At 71.0% G+C, this 23,683-nt stretch carries 20 protein-coding genes and 3 pseudogenes; 8 read left to right on the top strand and 15 right to left on the bottom strand.

Annotated elements, in window-relative coordinates:
* Positions 1 to 81 precede the first annotated feature (81 nt).
* Positions 82 to 453: pseudogene (locus tag ACFYY2_RS21595) on the top strand (GAF domain-containing protein); the annotation flags it as partial.
* A gap of 76 nt (positions 454 to 529) precedes the next feature.
* Positions 530 to 913, top strand: a pseudogene (locus ACFYY2_RS21600) (PP2C family protein-serine/threonine phosphatase); the annotation flags it as partial.
* A gap of 38 nt (positions 914 to 951) precedes the next feature.
* Here ACFYY2_RS21600 and ACFYY2_RS21605 read toward each other — a convergent pair.
* Positions 952 to 1,386: an ATP-binding protein gene (locus ACFYY2_RS21605; protein ID WP_388745242.1), complete on the bottom strand. Its 435-nt coding sequence runs from the start codon at positions 1,384 to 1,386 to the stop codon at positions 952 to 954.
* A gap of 100 nt (positions 1,387 to 1,486) precedes the next feature.
* Here ACFYY2_RS21605 and ACFYY2_RS21610 point away from each other — a divergent pair, with 100 nt between their 5' ends.
* Together ACFYY2_RS21610 and ACFYY2_RS21615 are read left to right on the top strand one after the other, a co-directional pair.
* The gene (locus ACFYY2_RS21610; RefSeq protein ID WP_388745244.1) at positions 1,487 to 2,347 is read left to right on the top strand and encodes a Scr1 family TA system antitoxin-like transcriptional regulator; all 861 of its coding nucleotides are present in this window, start codon (positions 1,487 to 1,489) and stop codon (positions 2,345 to 2,347) included.
* Positions 2,344 to 2,541, top strand: a complete 198-nt coding sequence (locus ACFYY2_RS21615; protein WP_388745246.1) for a DUF397 domain-containing protein — start codon at positions 2,344 to 2,346, stop codon at positions 2,539 to 2,541. Before ACFYY2_RS21610 ends, ACFYY2_RS21615 begins: the two co-directional genes overlap by 4 nt.
* An 85-nt stretch (positions 2,542 to 2,626) precedes the next feature.
* Here ACFYY2_RS21615 and ACFYY2_RS21620 read toward each other — a convergent pair whose 3' ends face one another.
* Positions 2,627 to 3,241 carry a DUF1349 domain-containing protein gene (locus ACFYY2_RS21620; protein WP_388745248.1) on the bottom strand — a complete coding sequence of 205 codons (615 nt, stop codon included), beginning with the start codon at positions 3,239 to 3,241 and terminating at the stop codon, positions 2,627 to 2,629.
* Positions 3,238 to 4,758 (bottom strand): aldehyde dehydrogenase (NADP(+)), encoded by a 1,521-nt coding sequence (locus ACFYY2_RS21625; protein ID WP_388745250.1) that lies wholly within the window; start codon positions 4,756 to 4,758, stop codon positions 3,238 to 3,240. Before ACFYY2_RS21625 ends, ACFYY2_RS21620 begins: the two co-directional genes overlap by 4 nt.
* 168 nt (positions 4,759 to 4,926) lie before the next feature.
* On the opposite strand from ACFYY2_RS21625, the gene ACFYY2_RS21630 reads away from it, so the two are divergent.
* The 3 genes and pseudogenes from ACFYY2_RS21630 (at position 4,927) to ACFYY2_RS21640 (ending at position 7,502) form a co-directional block, all read left to right on the top strand.
* Complete coding sequence (locus tag ACFYY2_RS21630) at positions 4,927 to 5,697, top strand: IclR family transcriptional regulator (RefSeq protein ID WP_388745252.1); 771 nt, start codon at positions 4,927 to 4,929, stop codon at positions 5,695 to 5,697.
* A 4-nt stretch (positions 5,698 to 5,701) separates the two neighbouring features.
* Complete coding sequence (locus ACFYY2_RS21635; protein WP_388745254.1) at positions 5,702 to 6,175, top strand: GNAT family N-acetyltransferase; 474 nt, start codon at positions 5,702 to 5,704, stop codon at positions 6,173 to 6,175.
* Positions 6,176 to 6,274: 99 nt separating this feature from the next.
* Positions 6,275 to 7,502 (top strand): annotated as a pseudogene (locus tag ACFYY2_RS21640) (penicillin-binding transpeptidase domain-containing protein).
* Positions 7,503 to 7,905: 403 nt separating this feature from the next.
* Here the strand turns inward: ACFYY2_RS21640 and ACFYY2_RS21645 are convergent.
* Entirely contained in the window at positions 7,906 to 8,817 is a 912-nt protein-coding gene (locus tag ACFYY2_RS21645; protein ID WP_388745256.1) for a ribosome-inactivating family protein, read from the bottom strand.
* 839 nt (positions 8,818 to 9,656) lie between these two features.
* Between ACFYY2_RS21645 and ACFYY2_RS21650 the strand changes: the two genes are divergently transcribed.
* A complete protein-coding gene (locus ACFYY2_RS21650; protein ID WP_388745258.1) occupies positions 9,657 to 10,169 on the top strand; it encodes a SigE family RNA polymerase sigma factor in 513 nt (170 codons plus the stop codon).
* Positions 10,170 to 10,228: 59 nt separating this feature from the next.
* On the opposite strand, the gene ACFYY2_RS21655 is transcribed toward ACFYY2_RS21650, so the two are convergent.
* The 11 genes from ACFYY2_RS21655 to ACFYY2_RS21705 form a co-directional block, all read right to left on the bottom strand.
* A complete protein-coding gene (locus tag ACFYY2_RS21655; protein WP_388745260.1) occupies positions 10,229 to 11,347 on the bottom strand; it encodes a dienelactone hydrolase family protein in 1,119 nt (372 codons plus the stop codon).
* Between the two features lie 119 nt (positions 11,348 to 11,466).
* Positions 11,467 to 12,789, bottom strand: coding sequence for a polysaccharide lyase family 1 protein (locus ACFYY2_RS21660; protein WP_388745262.1), 1,323 nt, complete (start codon positions 12,787 to 12,789; stop codon positions 11,467 to 11,469).
* Between the two features lie 120 nt (positions 12,790 to 12,909).
* Positions 12,910 to 14,244 (bottom strand): ABC transporter substrate-binding protein, encoded by a 1,335-nt coding sequence (locus tag ACFYY2_RS21665; RefSeq protein WP_388745264.1) that lies wholly within the window; start codon positions 14,242 to 14,244, stop codon positions 12,910 to 12,912.
* Between the two features lie 289 nt (positions 14,245 to 14,533).
* The gene (locus tag ACFYY2_RS21670; RefSeq protein ID WP_388745266.1) at positions 14,534 to 16,156 is read right to left on the bottom strand and encodes a glycoside hydrolase 43 family protein; all 1,623 of its coding nucleotides are present in this window, start codon (positions 16,154 to 16,156) and stop codon (positions 14,534 to 14,536) included.
* Entirely contained in the window at positions 16,153 to 16,980 is an 828-nt protein-coding gene (locus ACFYY2_RS21675; protein ID WP_388745268.1) for a PmoA family protein, read from the bottom strand. The genes ACFYY2_RS21670 and ACFYY2_RS21675 overlap by 4 nt, the downstream gene beginning before the upstream one ends.
* Positions 16,977 to 18,149, bottom strand: coding sequence for a Gfo/Idh/MocA family protein (locus ACFYY2_RS21680; RefSeq protein ID WP_388745270.1), 1,173 nt, complete (start codon positions 18,147 to 18,149; stop codon positions 16,977 to 16,979). The genes ACFYY2_RS21675 and ACFYY2_RS21680 overlap by 4 nt, the downstream gene beginning before the upstream one ends.
* A gap of 43 nt (positions 18,150 to 18,192) precedes the next feature.
* Positions 18,193 to 19,110 carry a carbohydrate ABC transporter permease gene (locus ACFYY2_RS21685; protein WP_388745272.1) on the bottom strand — a complete coding sequence of 306 codons (918 nt, stop codon included), beginning with the start codon at positions 19,108 to 19,110 and terminating at the stop codon, positions 18,193 to 18,195.
* Entirely contained in the window at positions 19,107 to 20,045 is a 939-nt protein-coding gene (locus tag ACFYY2_RS21690) for a carbohydrate ABC transporter permease (RefSeq protein WP_388745273.1), read from the bottom strand. The genes ACFYY2_RS21685 and ACFYY2_RS21690 overlap by 4 nt, the downstream gene beginning before the upstream one ends.
* A 123-nt stretch (positions 20,046 to 20,168) precedes the next feature.
* Complete coding sequence (gene araD, locus ACFYY2_RS21695) at positions 20,169 to 21,914, bottom strand: L-arabinonate dehydratase (protein ID WP_388745275.1); 1,746 nt, start codon at positions 21,912 to 21,914, stop codon at positions 20,169 to 20,171.
* On the bottom strand, positions 21,911 to 22,813 hold the full coding sequence (locus ACFYY2_RS21700; protein ID WP_388745573.1) for a dihydrodipicolinate synthase family protein: 903 nt from the start codon (positions 22,811 to 22,813) through the stop codon (positions 21,911 to 21,913). Before ACFYY2_RS21700 ends, araD begins: the two co-directional genes overlap by 4 nt.
* Positions 22,814 to 22,863: 50 nt before the next feature.
* The gene (locus ACFYY2_RS21705; RefSeq protein ID WP_388745277.1) at positions 22,864 to 23,520 is read right to left on the bottom strand and encodes a GntR family transcriptional regulator; all 657 of its coding nucleotides are present in this window, start codon (positions 23,518 to 23,520) and stop codon (positions 22,864 to 22,866) included.
* Positions 23,521 to 23,683 lie beyond the last annotated feature (163 nt).

Below are 23,683 nucleotides of genomic sequence, written 5' to 3' on the forward strand. Positions count from 1 at the left end.
GCGGAGATGCGCCTGCGCCTGGAGAAATTCCCCCGCGCCGAGGACCGCAGGCTCGGCAGGTTGGTGGAGGACCTCCTCGCGATGAGTGCCGATCTGGACAGGGCCACGGTGCTGCAGCGCGTGGTGGAGGCGGCTGCCCGAGCGGTCGACGCCAGGTACGGCTCGCTGGGGGTGCTCGACGAGGGGGGCACCTTCACGGAGCTGTACACCGCGGGCGCAGAGCCCGGCATGCGCGCCGCCGTGGGGCACCTGCCGCACGGTGAGGGTCTTCTGGGTCACCTGGTGCGCGAGCCCTCGCCGATCCGGGTGCCGAACGTGGCCGCTGATCCGCGCAGCGCCGGATTTCCCCCGGGCCATCCGATCATGCACAGCCTCCTCGGTGGCCCCATCCGCATCCGGGACACCGTCTACGGCAACCTCTATCTCACTGATCGCCGGGACGGACAGCCCTTCAGCAAGGCGGACGAGGACCTGCTGACCGCGCTGGCCAACGTCGCGGGGGCCGTGATCGAAGGGCTCCTGGCGGCCGCGCTGGACCAACGCGGGTCGCCCTACGCCACTCGTGCTCACCCCTGCTGGGAAAGCGGCCTACCTGGATCCGAGCGAAGCCCAGGGAATCATGAGCGGCGTCGACCCCGATCAGGCCCAGCCCGAGCACACCCACACCCTCGAACCCGGCACCACCCTGCTGCTCTACACCGACGGGCTGATCGAGGACCCCCTCGGCCCCCTGACCGAGTGCCTGGACTCACTCGCGAGCCTTGCGGAGTCACTGGCCGGCGTACCTCTGGACCGGCTGTGCGACAGGATCATCAACGCGCGGCCCGCCGGCCCGCACCGCGATGACGCCGCCCTCCTGGTCCTTCGTATCCCGGCGGCCCCTCGAGCCTCGGCGAGAACCAGTGGTCTCTGACTCCCGGGCACCCGGAACGAGACTGAACGGCGTCGGGGTCAGGGCCCGCCCACGGAGATCTCGGCCCACACCGTCTTCCCGGACGGCGGGAAGGGCCGCACGCCCCAGTCAGCCGCGAGCTCGTCCACCACCAGCATCCCGAGGCCGTCCCCCGAGCGGACGGGCAGGCGCTCCCCGCGCGGATCGGTGACCTCGATCCTGATCCCGCCGCTCGGCAGCCGCACGAGCGCGAGCCGGAAGCCCCGCCCCTCCAGGCGCCCGTGCCGTACGGCATTCGAGGCCAGCTCCGCGACCACGAGGGAGGCGGAGTGGGTGGCTTCGTCGTCCCGGAACCATCCCCACGCGACGAGCTGCTCCACCGCCAGCAGGCGCCCGAGCCGGGCACCTCGCCGGGTGGCGCTGAGCAACTGCGTGAACTGCGGGGCCCGGGCCACTGTCTGTTGCATGCCGAGGTGTACGGATTCACTCTTCACGCCACTCAGCGTGGCCCCGTGACCGTACGCTTACCAGGGGTGATCGCGGTACGTGACGAGCGTGTACCGGTACCCACGACGACGGGTACCGGAGGTACCGGTGGTTCTGGAGAGCACGGTCCGCGACGACGACGGACCGGACGAAGCGGCGTCGGACCTGTTCCGGGTCGTCGGCCGCCAGATCCGGCTGCTCAGGGAGCGGGCGGACCTCACCCAGCGGGAGCTGGGTGAGCGGCTGGGATACAGCGAGGACCTGATCCGCTCCCTGGAGCGGGGCCGGCGCACGGCTCAGCCGGAGTTCCTGGACGCGGCGGACGAGTTGCTCGGGGCGGGCGGGCTGCTGCGCGCGGCCAAGGAGGACGTCACCCGGGCGAAGGCACGGGCGCGGGTGAGGCATCCGGCGTGGTTCCGGGACTACGCGCGACTGGAGGCGGACGCGGTGGAGATCAGCTTCTTCAGCACGCTGACCTACCCGGGCCTCCTTCAGACGGAGGGGTATGCGCGCACCACGTTCATGTCACGCCAGCCTCTGCTGGACGAGGCGACCATCGAACAGCGGGTGAGTGCGCGGCTGGCACGCCAGGAAACGCTCACCAGGTGGCCTTCACCGATGGTCAGTGCGGTCATCGACGAATCCGTACTGCGCAGATCGGTCGGTGGACACGAGGTCCGCACCGGTCAGCTCACGCACATGCGGTACCTCGCCGGGCTTCGCAGCACGACGATCCAGGTGCTCCCCATGGGCTGCGAGGACCATCCCGCCCTGGAGGGACCGTTCGTCCTGCTCACACCCAAGGGAGGGCAGCCGCTCGCGTATCTGGAGGTGCAGAGTACGAACAGACTGGTCACCGACGCGGAGGAGGTACGTATTCTGGCCGCACGATACGGAAGCATTCGCGGCCAGGCTCTGAGTCCTCGCGAATCCCTGGCGCTGATCGAGGAGTTGGCGGGAGAGAGATGAGCGGCGAACTCAAGGCGGCCACCGAGCCGGTCTGGTCCAGGAGCAGCTACAGCGCCGGCGACGGCGGCGAGTGCGTCGAGGTCGCCTCCACCGGGCACGCCGTCCTCGTCCGCGACTCCAAGGACGTCACCCGCCCCCACCTGACCGTCTCCCCCGCCCGCTGGGCGCACTTCGTGCGGTACGCAGCCCGCTGACCGGGCGTGGCGGGGCTTGCGGCCGGGGCCCGGAGTCCGTTCGGAACTCCGGGCCCCGGCCGCACGCCGTACCGCGTACCGCGGGTCAGCTGCCGTCGCGCTGGCCGGCGGGGCCGGTGGGCCGGTAGGCGATCCGGTCGAACGACACCGCGCAGCCCTCGCCCGTGGGCGACTGGACGAGGAAGCCGACGCGGGCCGCGGCGCGCTCCTGCTCCGTCCCGAGGGTGAAGACCCGGACGAAGGTCCAGTGTTCGCCGTCCTCGGAGGCGTGGAAGGCGAACGCGCCGCCGGTGCGGCTGAGACGCAGCCAGTGCGTGTCCCCGTCCACGACCGCGGAGTTGACGTCGTCGGACTGGCCGCGGGTGACGACGGTGCAGACCGTGGGGCGCTCCGGCGAGAGTTCCAGGCAGAGCTTCGCCCACTCCCGCTCGCCGACGTGGAGGTAGAGCACGCCCGCGTCGAACGCCGCGGCAAAGCCGACGCGCACCCGCGCGATGAGCTGGAAGTCGCCCTCCGGCACCGCGCCCAGCAGGCGCGGCGCGTCGGAGGCGGATTCCAGCGCTTCCCCGCCCGGCGGGACGAATCGGTCCTGCTTCGCGCCCGCCGTGCCGCTCAGCACGCCGTTCTCGTACGTCCAGCCGCCGTCGGGGCCGTGGGGCTCCAGGCCGAAGGGCAGTTCGGGGATCGTGACGGTCGTCATGCGCTCCGCCCGTCCACCCGGCGCGGCAGGCCCTGCGGGTTGTCCTCGCGCAGCTCCGGCGGCAGCAGTGCCTCGGGCGTCGACTGGTAGCTGACCGGACGCAGCCAGCGCTCGATGGCGGTGGCGCCGACCGAGGTGGAGGTGGACGTGGTGGCCGGGTAGGGGCCGCCGTGGTGCTGGGCGGGGGCGACGGCGACGCCGGTCGGCCAGCCGTTGACCAGGACGCGCCCGGCCAGCGGGGTGAGCTCGGCCAGCAGCCCGGCGGCGCTCCCGTCGGCCTCCTCCGTGGCGATGTGGAGGGTGGCCGTGAGGTTGCCGGGCAGCCGGGAGAGCACGGCGGTGATCTCATCGGCCGAGTCGTAGCGCGCGACGACGGTGACCGGGCCGAAGCACTCCTCCAGCAGCGCGTCGTGCGGGCCCTCCTGGGCGAGCCGCTGCGCCGGGACGGTGAGGAAGCCCGGGGAGACGGTGTGTTCGCCGCCCGCGCCGGGGGTGACCGGGGCCTCGACGTCCGGGAGGGCGGCCCGCTCGGCCACACCCTGGACGAAGGCGTCGCGCATCCGGTGGTCGAGCATGACTCCGGCGCCGGTGCCGCTGACGGTCTCGGTCAGGGACTTGAGCAGCTGGTCGCCCGCCGCTCCGGACGGTGCGAACACGAAGCCGGGCTTGGTGCAGAACTGCCCCGCGCCCATGGTCATCGAGCCGCCGAGGCCGGCACCGATCTGCTCCGCGCGCTCGGCGGCGGCGGCCTCGGTGACGACGACGGGGTTGAGCGAGCCGAGCTCCCCGTGGAAGGGGATGGGCGCGGGGCGGGCCGCGGCCGCGTCGAAGAGGGCCCGGCCGCCCCGGATGGAGCCGGTGAAGCCGGCGGCGGAGACGAGCGGGTGCTTGACCAGCTCGACGCCCGCGTCGAAGCCGTGCACCACGGTCAGGACGTCCTCGGGCAGGCCGTGGTGTGCCGCCGCCCTGCGCAGGATCGAGGCGCAGAGTTCGGAGGTGGCCGGGTGGTCGGGGTGCGCCTTGACGACGACCGGGCAGCCCGCGGCGAGGGCGCTCGCGGTGTCACCGCCGGGGACGGAGAAGGCGAGCGGGAAGTTGCTGGCCGCGTAGACGGCGACGACGCCGAGCGGGATCTTGTAGCGGCGCAGGTCCGGCCAGGGCGGGGTCCTGCTGCCGTCCTCGTGGTCGATGTGGATGTCGAGGAAGGCACCTTCGTCGACGACCTCCGCGAAGGCGCGCAACTGGGCTACGGTGCGGGCGAGTTCGCCGGTGAGCCGGGCCGGTCCGAGCGCGGTCTCCGCGTCGGCGGCCTCGACGACGTGCTCCTGGGCCTCGGCGAGGAGGTCCGCGGCGGTACGCAGGAACGCGGCGCGCACGGTGCGGTCGGCCAGCGCGCCGCGCACGGCGTGCGCCGCCCGGACGGCACGGTCGACCTCCTCCGCTGTAGCCTCCACCGCGACCTGCTCACGCGGGTTCCCCGTACGGGGGTCGACGCTCCAGACTGGTGCTGCTGCCACCGTGTTTCCTTCCGGTCCACTGCCACACGAGGGAAGTTGTTCGGTATTCTGAACAGCGTTCCTGATCGTGAATACACGGGAACTCTATTTCCGGGTCTTCGGTGTTGGCAAGAAGTCGCAGGGTCGTACAAGCGGGGTCGTACAGGACGGCTGGAAGGGGCAAGAGGCATGTCGGTTGCCGAGTCTGGTGGAGCGCAGGTCAAGTCCGCTGTGCGGACGGTGGAGCTCCTCGAATACTTCGCGGGACGGCCCGGTATGCACTCGCTGGCCGCCGTGCAGGAGGCCGTGGGCTATCCCAAGTCCAGCCTTTACATGCTCCTGCGCACGCTCGTGGAGCTCGGCTGGGTGGAGACCGACGCGACGGGCACGCGGTACGGCATCGGTGTACGCGCGCTGCTCGTGGGGACCTCCTACATCGACGGTGACGAGGTCGTCGCCGCAGCCCGCCCCACTCTGGACCGGCTCTCCGACGACACCACGGAGACCATCCACCTGGCCCGGCTGGACGGGACGAACGTCGTCTACCTCGCCACCCGGCAGTCCCAGCACTACCTGCGCCCCTTCACCCGCGTCGGCCGCCGGCTGCCCGCCCACTCCACCTCGCTCGGCAAGGCCCTGCTGGCCACCCACAGCGACGAGCAGGTCCGCAAGATGCTCCCCGAGACGCTTCCCGCCCTGACCGAGCACACCATCACGGACCGCGAGAAGCTGATCGAGGAGCTGCACGCCGTCCGCGAGCAGGGCTATGCGGTGGACCGCGAGGAGAACACCCTGGGGTTGCGCTGCTTCGGCGTCGCGATCCCCTACCGCACCCCCGCGCGCGACGCGATCAGCTGCTCGGTGCCGGTCGCCCGTCTCACCCCCGCACACGAGCAGATGGTCAAGGACGCCCTGTTCGACGCCCGCGACCGCCTCACCCTGGCGACCCGGAGACTCTGAGGACATGCACGTCACCCTGCGCGAGGTACGGGACGGCGACCTGCCCCTGTTCTTCGAGTTCACCAGCGACCCGGAGGCGGTCAGGATGGCCGCCTTCACCAGTGCCGACCCGTCGGACCGGGCGATGTTCAACGCCCACTGGCAGCGCATCCGGTCTGCCGACACCGTGACCATACGCACCGTGCTCGCCGACGGAGCGGTGGTGGGCAGCGCCGGCGTGTACGGGACGCCGGACGAGCGCGAGGTCACCTTCTGGATCGACCGGGCGCACTGGGGCCGCGGGCTCGCAAGCGCCGCGCTGCGGGCGCTGCTCGACGCCGTACCGGAGCGTCCGCTGCACGCGCGGGCCGCGGCCGACAACGCGGGGTCCCTGCGGGTCCTGCGGAAGTGCGGGTTCGTCGTGACCGGTACGGACCGGGGGTATGCCGAGGCCAGGGGCGAGGACACGGACGAGGTGCTCCTGCGGCTCGACGCCTGAGCGCACGTCCCGGACCCCCGGGGGCCGGAGCGTGAGAAAGCGGTGAGAAGGGACACGAACGGGAACGGCGCCGGAGGTCCCGTTCGTCTCCCGAGCGGGATGAACAAGACGATCAGGCGCGCCTCGGCCTTCTGCCTGCTCATGGTTCTCGCACTGCTGGTGCGGGCGACCTGGGTGCAGGGGTACGAGGCCAAGGCGCTCGCAGACGACGAACACAACCGGCGGAACACGATCGCGCAGTACGCGCAGCCGCTCGGGGACATCATCGTGGCCGGCTCCCCGGTCACCGGTTCGAAGGAGACCCGCGGCGACGACCTCCGTTACAAGCGCACCTACGACGACGGCGGGCTGTACGCGTCGGTCACCGGTTACAGCTCGCAGGCGTACGGCGCGACGCAGCTGGAGGGCATCTACAGCCATGTGCTCGACGGCACCGACGACCGGCTCAAGAACCCCACCGACCTGATCACCGGGAAGCAGACCTCCCCCGGAGACGTGGTGACCACCATCGACCCCGCCGTGCAGAAGGCCGCCGCGAAGGCGCTGGGCGACGACCGCGGCGCCGCCGTCGCCATGGACCCGGAGACCGGGCGGATCCTCGGGATGGTCTCCTCACCCTCGTACGACCCCTCCGACATCAGCGGCACGTCGGACGGCGACGCCTGGCAGAAGCTGCTGGCCGACAAGGACAAGCCCCTGGTCAACCGGGCGCTGCGGCAGCCGCTGGCCCCCGGGTCGACGTTCAAGCTGGTGGTGGCCGCGGCGGCGCTGGAGAACGGACTGTACGACTCGGTGGACCGGCCGACGGACAGCCCGAACCCCTACACCCTGCCGGGCACGTCCACGGTCCTGAGGAACGAGAGCGCCTCCGCCCCCTGCGAGAACGCGACGCTGCGGACGGCCCTCCAGTACTCCTGCAACAACGTCTTCGCGAAGGCCGCGGCCGACCTCGGCCAGGACAAGGTGAAGGCGATGGCGGACGCGTTCGGCTTCGACACCGAGAAGCTGGACGTGCCCGTACGGGCGGCGCAGAGCGTGTACCCGGCCGGCATGGACAAGGCGCAGACGGCGCTGACCGGCATCGGCCAGTTCGAGGTGACCGCGACCCCGATGCAGATGGCGATGGTCTCGGCTGCCCTGGCCGACGGCGGCGAGCTGGCCGCGCCGCACATGGTCTCCAAGGTGACGGACTCCGACGGTTCCACCGGCAGGCAGGTCCGTGGCGGTGGTCGTGGAGGACTCGGGTTCGGCCCGCTCCGAGGTCAGCGGCAACGGCCTGGCCGCCCCGATCGCGCAGAAGATGATGAAGGCGGCCCTGAAGGACTGATCCCCGCCGCAGCCAGTGGCCCTTCGCGGCCGTCGACGGGTTCATGCTCGCCGCGTGGTCGGCGAGCCGGCGAGCATGGGCTACCGGTACGGGGAGTACGACCGGGCGGACAGGTGCAGGACGGCCATGAGCGACGCCGGTCGGCGTACGTGAGCAAGCGGCCCGGGGTGGCTAGGCCGTCCCGGGCCGCTTGCTGTCGTCGCGTTCGACGGTGCACCCTGAGTGCCTCCGCCGGCGCCGCTCTTGTCTCTGAGTCGAATGCCAGGGCCGAGTTCCGGGCGAGCTGTTCTCCACCCGGGCCGGACAGCCCTTGACTCTTCCGCTCGGAAGCGGGTGTGAACGGTGTGCGACGCGGTACTTCAGCGGCGAGACGCGGACCGATCAGAGCGGTATCCGATCCGGTTCAGAGTTCGTCGTGCGACCACTGCCCGCTGTTGCCGGCATCCGGGATGGCAGTGATCCTGAAGAGCATGATGGCGATGCGGGAAGCTACATCGGCCCAGTTGTTCCAAGCCACCTGGCCGGTCGTAACGATTCCCGGTGTCTGTGCATTGTTTGTCACGGACCACCCGAAAGCCGAAGCCTGACCCCATCCGTTTTCAAGGTTCGACTGGTAGGCAGTGATGCCGGCAGGGCGGTCGGCGTTCACCATTGCGCTCCTGAACACACCGGTGATGTCGTAGAAGCGTGCCGCCTCGGACGTCATCTGAATCATGAGGAACAAGGAGCGGGCAGTGTAGGTCTGCTGACTTCCGTTGTTCTGGCCGCCGGTGGGGTTCGTCACCCGCGCCAACTGCCTCACGGATCCGACGATGTCTGCCCAGTTGTGCTGGAAGGTGCCACGGTCCCTGCCGGCAGAGGCGGTGAGGCTGGTATAGCCCCCTCCGAAGTAGAGGGTTTGGACGGCACCATTGGACTGGTATCCCGACGCACTGAGCCGATCGGCAAGGCTGAACCGGTTGTCATTGAACTGCCAAGTCTGGTTGGCGTTGTTCGTGAACCCCAGAACATACAGATTCTGAGGATCGATCCACAGGCTGATCTCCTGCTGCTCGTCGGTCAGGCGGAGACTGAGACGGATCAAGCCCTGGTTGTTGTACTGGGAGAGGTAGGTGTTGCCGCGGAAGTGGCTGCCACCGCCGTCTGAAGCCGCCACGCGGAGACTGTCGATCAACGCTTGGTACTGGTTCTGTTGGCCGGAGTTCGGCGTCCCGAGGTTCATGTACAAGTGAGTGATCTGATTCTGCCCGACGGCCGCTGAGGCTGTTGCCGCCCCTGCCGTGACCGAGACACCGGCTGCCAGAATCGTTGCCACGATGAGTGAGACAAGCAGCTTGACTCTGCGGCTTATTCGCGCGCGGATTTGCATTTCTGCGAAACCAATTTCTGTTCGTGGATCTGCATGCCTCACGAGGAAAGGCATGCAATGCGTCCGGAGACTGTCCGGAATAGAGCTGGCACCTCGAAACTCCAGTCGGGCTCTGCCGCTGGCAGGGATTTCCCGACACGGCCACCTGCCGCCGCTCACTCAACCTTGCCCTCACTGGCCTACAGGGGGCGCCGCCACAGAGGGGCTACAGGCCCTAATTCGACCAACCCGGGCACACAGGTGTCGTCACCCGGAAGTTCGCCGAACTAGTTGCTCGGTAAATAACCTAGCATCTGGATTGTTGTCGTAAGCCAGATCTCGATGTTGTGTCGACCACACCGGCCCCAGGGAGGGAATGCGGACCTTCGGGCCCAAGTGGCCCTCGCCTAGATGCAGAACAGAACATGATCCTTTTGCCCAGGTCCTGCCGCGGCAGGCCGGCGCCGTACTCGGACGGAAGGCGGCCGACCATCTTCACCGCGATTACCGGCCGGAGAGGGAAGTCAGCCCTGCAACCAGTCCGGATCAAATGATCTCCGGGAGGTGGTTGCCGACGACTATGACCGGCAGGGCTCTCCTCGTAGCGTGACGATCCCCGGATGGGTAACCGGATTGTTCACCCGTCACGGGGGTTCAGGTTTTCGCGGTGTTGCGCCTTACTGGGAGCCGCACCCGCGTCGAAGTGCTTCCGCGGTGCGCGTCGGCACGATCCCGCCCCGCGGACCGAGCCGGGAACGTACACAGCCCTTCGAGCGCCCAGGCTCCAGTGCAGGAAAGAGGTACCCGTGGGCAAGGTCGTGGACGACGGCGCTTCCGCCGAGTTCCAGGCGTTCTTCGAGGCGTACTACGTCGAACTCGCCCGGCTCGCGCACCTGCTGACGGGTGATGCCGATGGCGCGGACGATCTGGCCGCCGACGCGCTGATGGCGCTCTGGCACCGCTGGGAGCGGGTCAGAGGAGCCGACCACCCGGCGGCCTACGCCCGGGGGGTCGTCGCCAACCTGGCCCGCTCCCGCGTCCGCGGCGCGGTGCGGGAGCGGCGGCGGATCGCGCTGTTCTGGGCACCGCTCGGCGCGGGCGACGGCCACGCGACGGACGGACCCGACGTCCCGGCCGTGGTGGACGTGCGGGAGGCGCTGCGCCGGCTGCCGTTCCGCAAGCGGGCGTGCGTGGTCCTGCGCCATGCCTTCGACCTGTCCGAACGGGACACCGCCCTGGTGCTCGGCGTCTCGCTGGGCACGGTGAAGAGCCAGACGTCCCGGGGCGCGGCGGAACTCCAGCGCCTGCTCGGGCCGTAGTCCCCGGCGGGCCGCGGGCCGGCGGACCGGAGGAGGACCGTGACGGACGCGTCCTTCGCCTACTCGGGGGGTCGCGACGCCGGACCGGACGGGTCCGCGGCCCGGAGCCAGGTGTCCAGCCACGCGTGCACCGCGTCCTGCATGGCCCCGGTGAAGACGTGGCCGGTGTCCGGCCACACCGTGGTGGTGAGCCGGTCACCCGCCCCCTGGGACTCCCAGACGGCCCGCAGCTTCGCGTACGCCGCGGCCACCCCGGCGGCCGGGAACAGGGCGTCCAGGGCGCCGGAGTGGAAGAGCGCGGGCTTGGGGGCGGCCAGGGAGGCCACGTCCGGGATGTCGAGGTGGCGGTGCAGGCCGGGGTGGAGCATGAAGTACGCCGACTGCCCGCGCAGGGTGTTGTTCCCCGGAACCATCATGTCCTTGAGCCCCGTCATCCAGCAGACCGCCGCCGCCGCCCGCACCCCGTCGTAGAGGGCGGACAGCTGCCAGGCCCGGTAGCCGCCCATGGAGAAGCCCAGTGCGCCGACCCGGTGTTCGTCCACCTGGGGCAGCGAGGCGAGGAACGCGGCGGCGCGGATGTCCTCGTGCGCGGCGAGCCCCGCGAGCGAGGTCCCCAGCTGGAACAGGTTGGCGGCCAGCGCCTGCTGGTCCTCGTGGGCGAGCGGGCCCCTGTCGCCCCAGCCGAGGGTGTCCACGGCGAGTACCGCGTAGCCCCGGGCGGCCAGGTCGTCGCCGATGAACCTGCCGTCGTAGTACCGCTCCACCCAGGCGGTGGCCCGGGCCAGGCGCTCCGGGCGGGAGCGCGGCCGCACGGTCTTCTCCCGGCCGATCGCGAACTCCGCCCCGTGGTCGTGCAGGAGCAGCACGGCCGGGAAGGGCCCCGTCCCGTGGGGCACCAGCAGCGAGCCGCGGGCCCGTGCGTGGCGGCTGAGGGCGAACTCCACGGTGCGCCCGGTGTACGAGCCGGCGGAGTACGCGTCGTACGTCACCGGGTCGAACGGGGTGGTTCCCGGGCCGGGCGGCTCCAGCAGCGCCTCCCCGGCCCTGGCCCGGGCCGCCGCGCGCCAGGCGGGGAAGTCGTCGGCCCCCGCCCTCTCCCAGGACAGGGGGAAGGTCAGTTCGTCCTTGAGCCGCCCGTGGAAGGCGGGGAGCACCCGGTGGGCGATTCCGGGGATCACGCGGTCAGGGGCTGGGGTCTGCTGGGCACGGCTGAGCTCCTCGCGTCGGAGTGCGGGCCGGAGCGGCGCCTTCCGGGGTGGTGGAAGGGTGCGGTGCCGCTCCGGCCGGCCTGGGTGGGTCAGTGGCTCAGCGGCTTGCCGGCTCCGGCGGCGAGACCCACCAGCACGGGGACGGCGAGCGGGTGGTCGGTCCGCGTGCGGAGCGTCGGCGTCCAGCCGGCGCCCTCGGTGAGCTGCTCGGCGGGCACGCCCGCGTTGTGCACGGCGATCAGGTCGGTGCGCCGGCCGTTGACGTAGTTGTCGCCGGCGGTCAGCGAGGACTCGGACCACTTCTTCAGGATGGTCGCCCTGTCCAGGCCGGCGGGCACGGTGAAGGCGTTGTGCTCCGCGACGAGCTTCGACTCCGCGCCGATGCCGTAGGAGTAGCCGTAGGGGGCACCCGGGCTCACCACGAAGTGGTTGTTGTACGAGTCGACCTGGCCGAACCGGACGCGGGGCGCGCGCTCCTTCACGTCCTTGAAGAGGTTGTGGTGCAGGGTGACGCGGAGCCTGCCCCGGTCGGTGGCCCCGGCACCGTCGCTGTTGCCGATGAGCATCGTCTTGTCGTGGTCCTTGAGGACGTTCCAGGACACAGTGACCAGGTCGGCGCCGCGCACGATGTCGAAGAGTCCGTCGTGCTGCTGGAACACCTGCCCGAAGTAGTGGGGCTGGCCGGCGTCGGGGCGGTCTCCGTCGCCGAAGGTGTTGTGGTCCACCCAGACGTGGCGGGAGCCGTACACGACGAGGTTGTCGTACTCGCTGTTCCAGGCGCCGTGGTCCCCGTCGGTGGGGTCCCACTGGGGGAAGCAGTCGTAGGTGTCCTCGAAGGTGATGTTGCGGATGATCACGTTGGAGACGTTCTTCACCTGGAGACTGGCTCCGACGATCGTGGCGCCCCTGCCGACGCCGACGAGCGTGGTGTTGGAGGGGACGTCGACGTTGACCGCGGCGGCCTGCAGCTTCGCGGAGGCGGCTCGGGCGTCCTCCAGCGGGCCCGCCGGGACCTCGTCGGTGCCCCACACCGCGGGGTCGTAGGCGGCGAGGTACTTCTCCAGCGTGTAGCCGTCCTGCTGGTAGGCCTCGCAGCCGATCGGGGTGCCGTCGGCGTCGGAGTTGCCGTGGACCGTGCCGGCGATCCTGACGATCTTGGGCGCGTCCCCGGCGTCCTCGAAGGCGGCGACGAGCTCCGCCCGGTCGGTCACGGTGTAGACGTGTTCGGGGGTGGCCTGCGAGCCGCCCGTGGTGGAGCCCTCGGCGGCGGCCCAGCCGTCGCCGGCGGGGAGGACGGCTCGCTCGATTCCCTTGTGGGAGGCGGCCTGGGCGGGGACGGTGACGGCGAGGGCGAGCGACGCGGCGCCCATCGCGACGGCGAGGGCTCGGACGTGTCTCCTGCGTGCGGGCATGGCGGATCCTTCACTGTCGTAGGGGGAGGAAGAGGGCGCGGAAAGGGGACCGGCGGGGGCGGGTGGCCCGGGCCGCCGCCGGTCCCCGGTCGCCGGGGTGCCGGGCGAAGGGGCCGTGGCTCAGCCTTCGCCCCGCTCCTTCCACTCCTTCTGGGCGGCGTTCAGCTCGTCGGCCATCGTGTCCAGGAACGCCTTGGCCGTGATCTTGCCGAGGAGCAGCTTCTGGAACTCCGGCTCGTTGTCGGCCTTGCTGATGTTGTTCCAGTCCGGGAGGTAGTAGGGCAGGTCGACGATGGTGGTGGAGCCGTCGGTGAGGGCCTTCGCGGCGAGCGCGGTCGGTTCGGCCTCGGAGATCCACGGGTCCTTCGCCGCGTCGGTGTTGGCGGGGATGGCCCCGGCGGACTCGTTCCACGTGCTGTTCGCCTCGTGCGACGCGGCGAACTCGATGAACTTCCAGGCCGCGTTCTTGTTCTTGCTCGACCGGAAAAGACCCAGCCCGTCGACGGGGTTGGACACCTGGACGCGCTTGCCGCCGTCTCCGACGGGTGCGGGTATCCCGGCGAACTTGCCCTCGCCCAGCGCCTTCAGGTGGTCCTGGTAGGAGCCGAGGTTGTGGCTGAGCATGCCGATGGTGCCGGTGTCCCACTGCGCGACCATCTTGATGAAGTCGTTGTTGACGTCGGCCGAGGGTGTGGTCCTCTTGAACAGCGCGGCGTACTTCTCCAGGGCGGCGATGTTCTTCGGGTCGTTCAGGGTGGTGGTGTCGCCGTCCCAGAAGTCCGTGATGCCGGTCTGCCCGTAGATCGCGTCCAGGGCCTGGGCGATGGAGCCCGCGCCGCCGCGGATGGTGTAGCCGAACTTGTTGTTCTTCGCGTCGGTGAGCTTGTCGGCGGCCTCGTAGAACCTGGGCCAGGTGGTGGGCGCCTCCAGACCCGCCTGTTCGAAGAGGTCGGTGCGATACCAGAGGGCGCCGTTGTTCGCGGAGGTCGGCACGGAGTACAGGTCGTCGCCCCGGCCGGCCGCGTTCCTGACGCTCTCGGTCATCCCCTCGACGAGCTTGCCCTTCAGCGGTGACTTCTCCAGCCGGTCACCGATCGGCTCCAGGGCGTCCTGCGAAACGATGTTGGCGAGGTAGGCGGTGCTGACGCCGCCCACGTCGGGCAGCCCGCCGCCGGCGATGGCCGTGTCGTACTTCGACTGGACGTCGGCGATCGGGATGGGGACGTACTTCACCTCGATGTCCGGGTTCTTCTTCTCGAACTCCTTGATGATCTCGGTCCAGACGGCGGTACGGGGACCGCCGTTGTTGTCCCAGAAGGTGATCTCACCCTTTCCGCTGCCCTCCGTGCCCGAGCTGCTTCCGTCGTCGCCGCAGCCGGTGGCCGCGAGGGCGAGCACCGCCGTGAGGGAGACCGCGGTCGCGGTACGCCCCCGGAGCGTCTTCGAGATGGTCATGTCGGCTCTTCTCTCTCGGATCTCTCGGAATGTGTGCCGGTGCGTGGGGGGTGTCGGTAGCGCGTGTGGTACGGCGCGGCACGGGGCTGTTCGCCCGGCGCCGCGTCCCGGTCACGGACTCCGTCACGTCGGTCGCCGGATCCGGTGAGCAGGGGGATGCGCCGCCGCTCCGCCCGGTGCGGCGGGCCGGTGACGGCCCATGGCGGCGTCGAAGGCCGCGATCGGTGTTCTCGCTCCGGTGCGCTCGGTACGGAGATGCGTCATTGCGGCTCCTCTACGGCGGTGCGGGTCAGGAGGTGCGAGGTCTTCCAGTGGTGCGAGGCCCTTCGGTGGTACGCGGTCCTCCGGTGGTACGCGGTCCTCCGGTGGTGCGCGGTCCTCCGGTGGTGCGGAACGCGGTGAAGCCGGCCGTCCCGGACGGCCCCGTGCCGGCCGGTGCCGTGGCGAAGAGCCCCAGCAGCGCGCCGACCCAGCGCCACGGCGTGGCGGCGAAGACCTGGCCGGACGGCCGGAATCCGGAGCCGTCGCGGGTGTCTGCGAAGAAGCGGCAGCGCGCGCCCCGGGACACCTCGATGCGGACCTGGACGGTGGCGCCGGGCGCGGGGCGGGAGTACTCGGCGTCCCGTTCGTGCTCGGCGACGGATTCGGCGTAGCGGTGCACGAGCCGCGGTGTCCCGTCCGGCCCCGCCTCCAGGCCGATCCAGGAGAAGGCGTCCCCGAGCACGGCGAGTCCGGCCTTGGCGCCCGGCTCGCGGGTGTTCAGGGTGATGCCCGTCGTGACGGTGAACTCCTCGGCGGGCAGGCGTTGCACCAGGACGTTGGGCAGGGCCCGCAGATCGTGCGCGTACGCGGTCCGCACGCAGCTGAGACGCAGCCCGTCGCCGGAGTGGCCGACCGTCCAGCCGGGGCGGGGGTTGGCGGTCCACTGCCACTGGCGGCCGTAGCGCCCGCCGGGGAAGTCGTCGCTCGACGCCGGGGCCTCGACCGGCTGTTCCGGGGCCTCGGGCCGGGGGTGGGTGCGCACGGGTTCGCCGTCGCGGCCGATGACCGGCCAGCCCTCCCCGTCCCAGCGCATGGGCTGGAGGTGGACGACGCGGCCGTACGCGCCGCGGGACTGGAAGTGCAGGAACCAGTCCTCGCCCCCGGCGGTCCTGACCCAGCCTCCCTGGTGCGGCCCGTTGGTCTCGGTGTCTCCCTGCGCGAGGACGACCCGTTCCTCGTACGGGCCGGTGAACGAGCGGCTGCGGAAGGCGCCCTGCCAGCCGGTCTCCACTCCCCCGGCGGGAGCGAGGATCCAGAACCAGCCGTCGTGCCGGTGGAGCTTGGGACCCTCCAGGGTGAACCAGCCAGGGATCGTGTCGGCGTCGACCAGGGTGGTGCCCTCATCGAGGAGTTCGCGGCCGTCCGGGCTCATCCGGTGACCGGTGAGCCGGTTCTTGACACCGGACCGGGACTTGGCCCAGGCGTGGACCAGATAGGCCTCGCCGGTCTCCTCGTCCCACAGCGGGCAGGCGTCGATCAGCCCGCGGCCCGCCTTCAGGAGGTGCGGGGTGCTCCACGGGCCGCGGACGTCCTCGGCGTTGATCTGCTGGATGCCGTGGTCGGGGTCTCCCCAGAAGATCCAGAAGCGGCCGGCGTGGTGGCGCAGCGAGGGTGCCCACACCCCGCGGTCGTGGCGGGGCACCGCGAAGTCGGCCTCGGGTTCGAGCCGTTCCAAGGCGTGCCCGACGAGGCTCCAGTTGACCAGGTCGCGGGAGCGGAGCAGGGGCAGCCCGGGGACGCGGCCGAAGCTGGACGCCGTGAGGTAGAAGTCGTCCCCGACGCGCACGACGTCCGGGTCGGACCAGTCGGCGTTCAGGACCGGGTTGCGGTAGGTGCCGTTCCCGAGGTCCGCCGTCCAGGGTCTGCTCACGCGGTCGTCGCCGCCCTGCGCACGTGGGCGGCCGCGGCGTCCCGGTCGAGGCGGCCGTCGGCGACGACGGTGACGACCCGGCGTACGACGGTGGCTCCGGCGGGGACCTGGAGGCGGTGGTGGGCGGCGAGGGAGGAGCCGACCCCTGGGTACTGGGCGGTGCGCACGAACCACGGGTCGCGGCGGGTCTCCTCGGTCACCCCCGCGAAGACGAGCGTCCAGCCGTCCCCCGCGAGGGCCAGCCAGTCGGCGGTCCTGCCGTGCACCGCCTCCTCGCCCTCGTGGGTTGCGCTGAACACGGCCGGCGGCTCGGCCTCCTTGGGGGCGCGCCAGAAGAATCCGCCGTATCCGGCACCCGGGCGGCCGTTGGTCGCGGGGCTGCCGAGGGAGATGTCGGTGCCGCTCCGGTTGGTGAGCGAGAAGGAGAAGTCCAGGGCCCAGGCGGTGGCGGAGAGTGCGCTCACGGCGACGGTGCGGTGCTCACGCAGGAGTTCGGCGCCGTCGGCCTCCCAGCTGAGTTCCTCCACGAAGCCGTCCGGGTCGCGCAGCTTCCACCCGAGGTGGCGCTGCGCCCCGTGGTTGTCGAGCTCGGTCGGGCCCCGGTCCCTGACGAAGGTGCGCCCGCCCCAGAAGTTGTGACCGGCGACGTCGGGGACGGCGACGGACGCGCCGAGGTGGTGGACGTGGTCGGCCGGGCGCACCTCGGTGACGGGGGTCCCGGCGAGGGTGGTGACGGGGTGGAGGTACGGGCGGCTGTCCGCTCCCGGCCCGTAACCGTAACGGCCCACGGTGCGTCCGGCGCACTGGAGCAGTGCGGTGGTCATGAAGTGCTCACCTCGCTGGGTCGCGCCCAGGGGGCGCCTAGTTCGGAGAAGAGGCTGAGGGTGTCGGCCGCTGCGGCGACCGTCCGGTCGATGCCGCGCACGATGCGCCGTACGCCGTCGCCCGTGCCGGAGGGCTCGGTGCGCCAGGCGCCGGAGGGCAGGGCGACCGGCTCGGGGGCGGTGCGCACGGCTTCGAGGACCCGCATGAACGCGCCGGTGCGTTCGGGGGGCACAAGCAGGGGGGTGTCCCGCAGGAGGTGGTCGACCAGGTTCTCCAGGAGGTCGGTCCGCCCGTGCACGGCCTCCTCGGGGCCGTGTCCGGCGCGCTGCACGAGGACCCGGTCCTGCTTGTACCAGAAGGTGACGCGGCCCCGGTCGCCGTGGACGATGACGTACGGTTCCCCGGCCTCCTCGGCGCAGAGGGTGACCGCGACGGTCACCGGCAGCCCCGCGGCCGTGGCGACGCGGACGCAGCTGGTGTCGTCGGACTCGATGTCATGGGCCCGGAACAGCTCGGTCTCGATGGACGCCACGTCCTCGGCGGCACCTGCGCCCGCGAGTTCGAGCGCGGTGGCGACGGCGTGCGCGAGCGGGTTGGTGAGCACCCCGTCGACGACGTCGGTGCCGCCCATCCTGCGGCGCCCGGCCCAGGGGGCCCGCCGGAAGTAGGCGTCGTCGCGCACCCAGGCGCCGGCGGCGCCGACGCCGCGGACGGTGCCGATCGCCCCGGACCGTACGAGCTCCTTGACGGCGGGCACGGCGTGCGAGCCGAGGGACTGGAAGCCCACCTGGCAGGCGATTCCGGCCTCGCGCACGCCTGCGGCCATGCGCGCGTAGTCGGCCCAGGTCGCGGCGGGCGGCTTCTCCAGGAGGAGGTGTACGCCCCGGCCCGCGGCGGTCAGGGCCAGCGCGGTGTGCGTGGGGATGGGGGTGCAGATGACGGCGGCGGCGGCCCCGGTGGAGTCCAGGAGCGCCCCGAAGTCGGTGGACTGCTCGGGCATCTCGCCCGCGAACGCGTCGAGTTCGCCGCCGGTCAGCGGGTTCAGTTCGCAGATCCCGGCCAGTCTGACGATGCCCTGGTGCTGGAGCCTGCGGATGTTGGCGAGGTGCCAGCGGCCGTGGCCGCGGGCTCCGGCCAGGACGACGGGGAGCGGTGTCGTCGGGCTCATCGTCCGCCCTCCCCGCTCCGGTGCGGCTTCGAGGTCATGTCCGTCATCCCTTCACGGCGCCGGCGCTGAATCCGGTGATGAGCCACTTCTGGATGAAGGCGAAGACGATCACCACGGGCACCGCCGCGATGACACCGCCCGCGGCCAGCGCGCCCAGGTCGACGCTGTCGGCGCCGATCAGGGTGTTGAGGCCGACCGGGATCGTCTGCTTGTCCTGCTCGCTGAGGAACATCAGGGCGAACAGGAAGTGGTTCCAGCTGTGGACGAAGGCGAACGAGCCGACGGCGATGAGACCGGGGCGCAGCAGCGGCAGGACGACCGCGCGGAACGCCTTGAAGCGCGAGCAGCCGTCGACCCAGGCGGCCTCCTCCAGCGAGACCGGCACGTTCTTGATGAATCCGCTGATCAGGATGATCGAGAGGGGGAGCTGGAAGACGGTCTCCGCGATGACCACGCTCCCGAGAGAGTTGATCATCCGGAGGTTCTTGAAGATCTCGAAGAGCGGCACGAGCATCAGGGCGCCCGGGATGAACTGCGAACAGAGCAGGGCCAGCATGAAGGCGCCCTTGATCCTGAAGTCGAACCGGGCCAGGGCGTAGCCGCCGGCCAGCGCGACCAGGGTCGTGGCGATCAGGGTCGCGACGCCGACGATCATGCTGTTCTGGAAGAAGAGGGCGAAGCTGCGCTCGTTCCAGACCTTGGAGAAGTGGGCCCCCGTCATCGGCCAGGGCACCAGCGAGGTGGAGCCGGCGGGCCGTACGGCGAAGAGGAACATCCAGTAGAACGGGACGAGCGTGAAGAGCAGGTAGACGCCGAGCGGCAGGTAGATCTGCCAGCGCGGTACGTCGTCGAAGGCGCGCTCGCGCCCGGTGCGGCGATTGGCGGAGGGCGGCGGGGTGTCGTCCCCGGCGGCCGGTCCGGGGGTGCGGGTGCGGTTCTTCTCCGCGAGTGCGGCAGTCACTTGTGGTCGCCTCCGAACTTGCTCAGGCGCAGATAGACGATCGAGCAGAAGAGGAGGATCACGAAGGCGACGGTGGTCAGCGCGGAGGCGTATCCGAAGTCGTGGCCCTCGATGCCGGTGTTGGCGACGTAGAGCGGCAGGGTGGTGGTCTCGCCCGCGGGTCCGCCGCCGGTGAGGGTGTAGAGGAGGTCGACGTTGTTGAACTCCCAGACGCCGCGCAGCAGGGTGGCGAGGATGATCGCGTCGCGCAGGTGGGGAAGCGTGATGTGGAAGAACTGCCGCATCCGGCCCGCGCCGTCGACGGACGCCGCCTCGTACAGCTCCTTGGAGACGGACTGCAGGTCGGCGAGGATGAGGATGGCGAAGAAGGGCACTCCGCGCCAGAGTTCGGAGACCGTGGCCGCCCAGAAGACGGTGCCGGTGTCGGAGAGCACTGAGGTGCCGTACTCGCCTATCCCGGCGTCCGCGAGGTAGCGGCTGAAGCCCGTCGAGGAGTTGTAGAGCAGGATCCAGATGGTGCTCGTCAGCACACCGGACACGGCCCAGGGCGAGAAGACCATCGCGCGGGAGACGCCGCGCCCGATGAAGCTCTGGTTGACGATCAGGGCGAGCGCGAGGCCGAGGGCGAGCTGCAGGGTGACCTGGGTGACGACCCACTGGGCGCTGAACCCGAGCGTCGGCCAGAACTGGTCGTCCTCGGTGAAGATCCGGGTGAAGTTGTCGAAGCCCGCGAAGCCGTTCCGCCACGGCTTGGTGACGTTGTAGTTCTGCAGGCTGTAGTAGAAGACGCTGATCACCGGGTAGGCGATGAAGCCCAGCATGAGCAGGCCCGCGGGCGCGATCAGCAGGTACGGCAGGCGGCGCGGGCTCGCCGGACGGCGCTTGGGCCCTTTCGCCTCGGGGGGCGGTGTGGCCACGGCTGCGACTTGGGCCATGACACGTCTCCGATCTGTGGGAAGTGCTGGATGTGCCGTACGTTCGGTGCATGGTGCAAGCGCTTACCGCATGCCGTTCGGTATCCCGGACGAGGCGGTGCGCGGAATTCTCTGCGGCCTGTCTCAGCCGGCGTACGGGTCGGGCACGTCTCCCTGCCGGGCCAGGAACGCGAAGTCGCAGCCGGTGTCGGCCTGGGTGATCTGGTCCTGGTAGAGCGCCCCGTAACCGCGCCCGTACCGCGCGGGCGGCTCGGTCCATCCGGACCTGCGCGACGCCAGCTCCTCGTCGGTCACGTCGAGGTGGAGCAGCCGCGCCTCGACGTCCAGGGTGATGAGGTCACCGGTGCGGACCAGGGCGAGCGGTCCGCCGACGAAGGACTCGGGCGCGATGTGCAGGACGCAGGCCCCGTAACTGGTGCCGCTCATGCGGGCGTCGGAGAGCCGCACCATGTCCCGGACCCCTTGCTTCAGCAGGTAGTCCGGGATCGGCAGCATGCCGTACTCGGGCATGCCGGGGCCGCCCTTCGGCCCGGCGTTGCGGAGCACCAGCACGTGGTCGGGGGTGAGCGCCAGGGCCGGGTCGTTGATGGTGCGCTGCATCTCCCGGTAGTCGTCGAAGACGACCGCGGGGCCGGTGTGGCGCAGCAGGTGCGGTTCGGCGGCGATGTGCTTGATGACGGCGCCGTCCGGGCAGAGGTTGCCGCGCAGGACCGCGACTCCGCCCTCCTGCGCCAGCGGGTTGCCGCGCTCCCGGATGACGTCGGCGTTGTGGACGAGCGCCCCGTCGAGCTGTTCGCGCAGGGTGGCGTGGGCGACGGTGGGGCGGTCCAGGTGGAGCACGTCGGTGAGCCGCGCCAGGAATCCGGGCAGTCCCCCGGCGAAGTGGAAGTCCTCCATCAGGTATTTCCCGCCGGGGCGGAGGTTCGCGAGGACGGGGACGGTGCGGGCGATGCGGTCGAAGTCGTCCAGGGTGAGCTTCACCCCGGAACGGCCGGCCATCGCGATCAGGTGGATGACGGCGTTGGTGGAGCCGCCGAGTGCCAGGACCGTGGCGACGGCGTCCTCGTAGGCCTCCGCCGTCAGGATCTTCGACAACGTGAGCTGCTGCCACACCAGTTCGACGATCCGGAGGCCGGAGTGCGCGGCCATCCGGTCGTGACCGGAGTCCACGGCCGGGATGGACGAGGCACCCGGCATCGTGACGCCGAGTGCCTCGGCGGCGGCCGTCAGGGTCGAGGCGGTGCCCATCGTCATGCAGTGGCCGGGCGACCGGGCGAGCCCGCTCTCCAGTTCGGCCATCTCGCAGTCGCCGATGAGCCCGGCCCGCTTGTCGTCCCAGTACTTCCACATGTCCGTGCCGGAGCCGAGGACCGCGTTGCGCCAGTGGCCCGGCAGCATCGGCCCGGCGGGCACGAACACGGTCGGCAGGTCGACGGACGCGGCGCCCATGAGCAGCGCCGGGGTGGACTTGTCGCAGCCGCCCAGGAGCACGGCCCCGTCGACGGGGTAGGAGCGCAGCAGCTCCTCCGTCTCCATCGCCAGCATGTTGCGGTAGAGCATCGGGGTGGGCTTCTGGAAGGTCTCCGAGAGTGTGGAGACCGGGAACTCCAGGGGGAAACCGCCCGCCTGCCAGACGCCGCGCTTCACCGCCTGGGCGCGCTCGCGCAGGTGCACGTGGCAGGGGTTGATGTCGGACCAGGTGTTCAGGATCGCGATGACCGGCTTGCCCAGGTGCTCCTCGGGGAGGTAGCCGAGCTGCCGGGTGCGGGCGCGATGACTGAACGAGCGCAGCCCGTCCGTGCCGTACCACTGGTGGCTGCGCAGCGCCTCGGGGGCGATCCTGCTCTCCCGGGCGCCGGTGCCGGTCATATCGACCACCCGGCGGCCAGACCGGCGACCTCGGCGCGCCGGTCTTCGGGCAGGACCCGGCTCGGGGCGCGGACGTCGCGGCGGCAGAGCCCGAGCGACGCCAGGGCCTCCTTCACGACGGTCACGTTGTCGGCGGACTGCCGGTCGGCGCGCAGGTCCTCGAAGCGGCGGATCTGTTCCCACACCTTCATGGCCGCGAGGTAGTCGCCCGCGCGCAGCGCCTCCAGCATCGCCAGCGAGACGCCGGGCGCGACGTTGACGAGTCCGGAGGTGAACCCGGTCGCGCCGGTGGCGAAGTAGGAGGGTGCGTACAGCTCGGCGAGCCCGGCGATCCAGACGAACCGTTCCAGACCGGCGTCCCGCGCGAAGGCGCCGAACCGGGCGGCGTCGGGGACGGCGTACTTGACGCCGATGACGTTGGGGCAGCTCTCGGCGAGCTCGGCGAGCCGTTCACCGGCGAGCAGCGGGTTGCGGATGTACGGCACGACCCCGAGCTCCGGCACGGCCTCCGCGACGGCCCGGTGGTAGTCGACCCAGCCGTCCTGCGAGATGTACGGGTGCACCGGCTGGTGCACCATGACCATCTCCGCCCCGGTGTCCCGGGCGTGCCGGGCGGCGGCGACGGCCGTGGGCACGTCGTGGCCGACGCCCGCCAGGACGGTGGCGCGCCCCCTCGCCTCCTCGGCGGTGAGCTCGGTGACGGCGCGCCGCTCGTCGGGGGTGAGCGCGTAGAACTCACCGGTGTTGCCGTTCGGGGTGACGATGCGGACGCCGCCGTCGAGGAGCCGTCTCAGCAGCGCGCGGTGCGCCGGGACGTCGATGGTCCCGTCCTCGGCGAACGGGGTCACCGGGATCGCAACGACGTCTGCGAGGGCCGCCTTCAGCGGGGAGAAGTCCATGCGGACCGGCCTTTCGTCGAGGTGCTGGTGTGTCTGGTCCAGCGGGTGGTTCACGCCGCGTCGCCCCCGTCCTCGTCGTCGGGGAAGGCGCGGCGCACGAACGATGCGATGTGGTCGTGCAGTGCGCCGGCCGCGGCCGGCGCGTCGTCGGCGAGGGCGAGCCGGAGGATCTCCCGGTGCTCGGCCGCCTCCCGCTCCCAGGACGGGACGGCCGACCAGGCCACGGTCGACACCAGGGCGGCCTGGTCACGGATCTCGTCGAGCATCCGGCCGAGCAGCGGGTTGCCGCAGGGCAGGTACAGAGCCCGGTGGAAGTCCCGGTTGGCCAGGGACCTGTCGGCCTTGTCGATCGCCGAGTCGGCCCGCTCCAGCGCCTCCTGGGCGGCCTCCAGCGAGGCCTTGCGAAGCACCGTGCGGCGCAGCGCCTCGGGCTCCAGCAGCAGGCGTACGTCGTAGACCTCGCGGGCCATGGCCGCGTCCACGAGCCGCACGGTGGCACCCTTGTACTGGCTCATGACGACGAGCCCGGTGCCGGCGAGCGTCTTGAGGGCCTCGCGCACGGGAGTCTTCGACACCCCGAACTGGGCGGCGAGTTCGGTCTCCACGAGCGCCTGTCCCGGGCTCAGCTGCGCGGTGAGGATCGCGTGCTTGATCGCCTCGAGCACGTACTGGGTCCTGGACGGAATCGGGGCGGGCGCAAAGGTCATGGGCAGGAAGCTCTCACATCTCGCGTATCGCGTCTCATATATGACGTACGAAGTACGACGCGATGAAGCTAGAGCGGTGCGCATGTTTCGTCAACGCTTCTGACAGAAGAAGTTGCGCGAGGACCTGTGCGGGCGGGTTCCCGGATCTCCCGGGCCCGCCCGG

It is taken from the genome of Streptomyces sp. NPDC001822 (assembly GCF_042892135.1).
Taxonomy (GTDB): domain Bacteria; phylum Actinomycetota; class Actinomycetes; order Streptomycetales; family Streptomycetaceae; genus Streptomyces.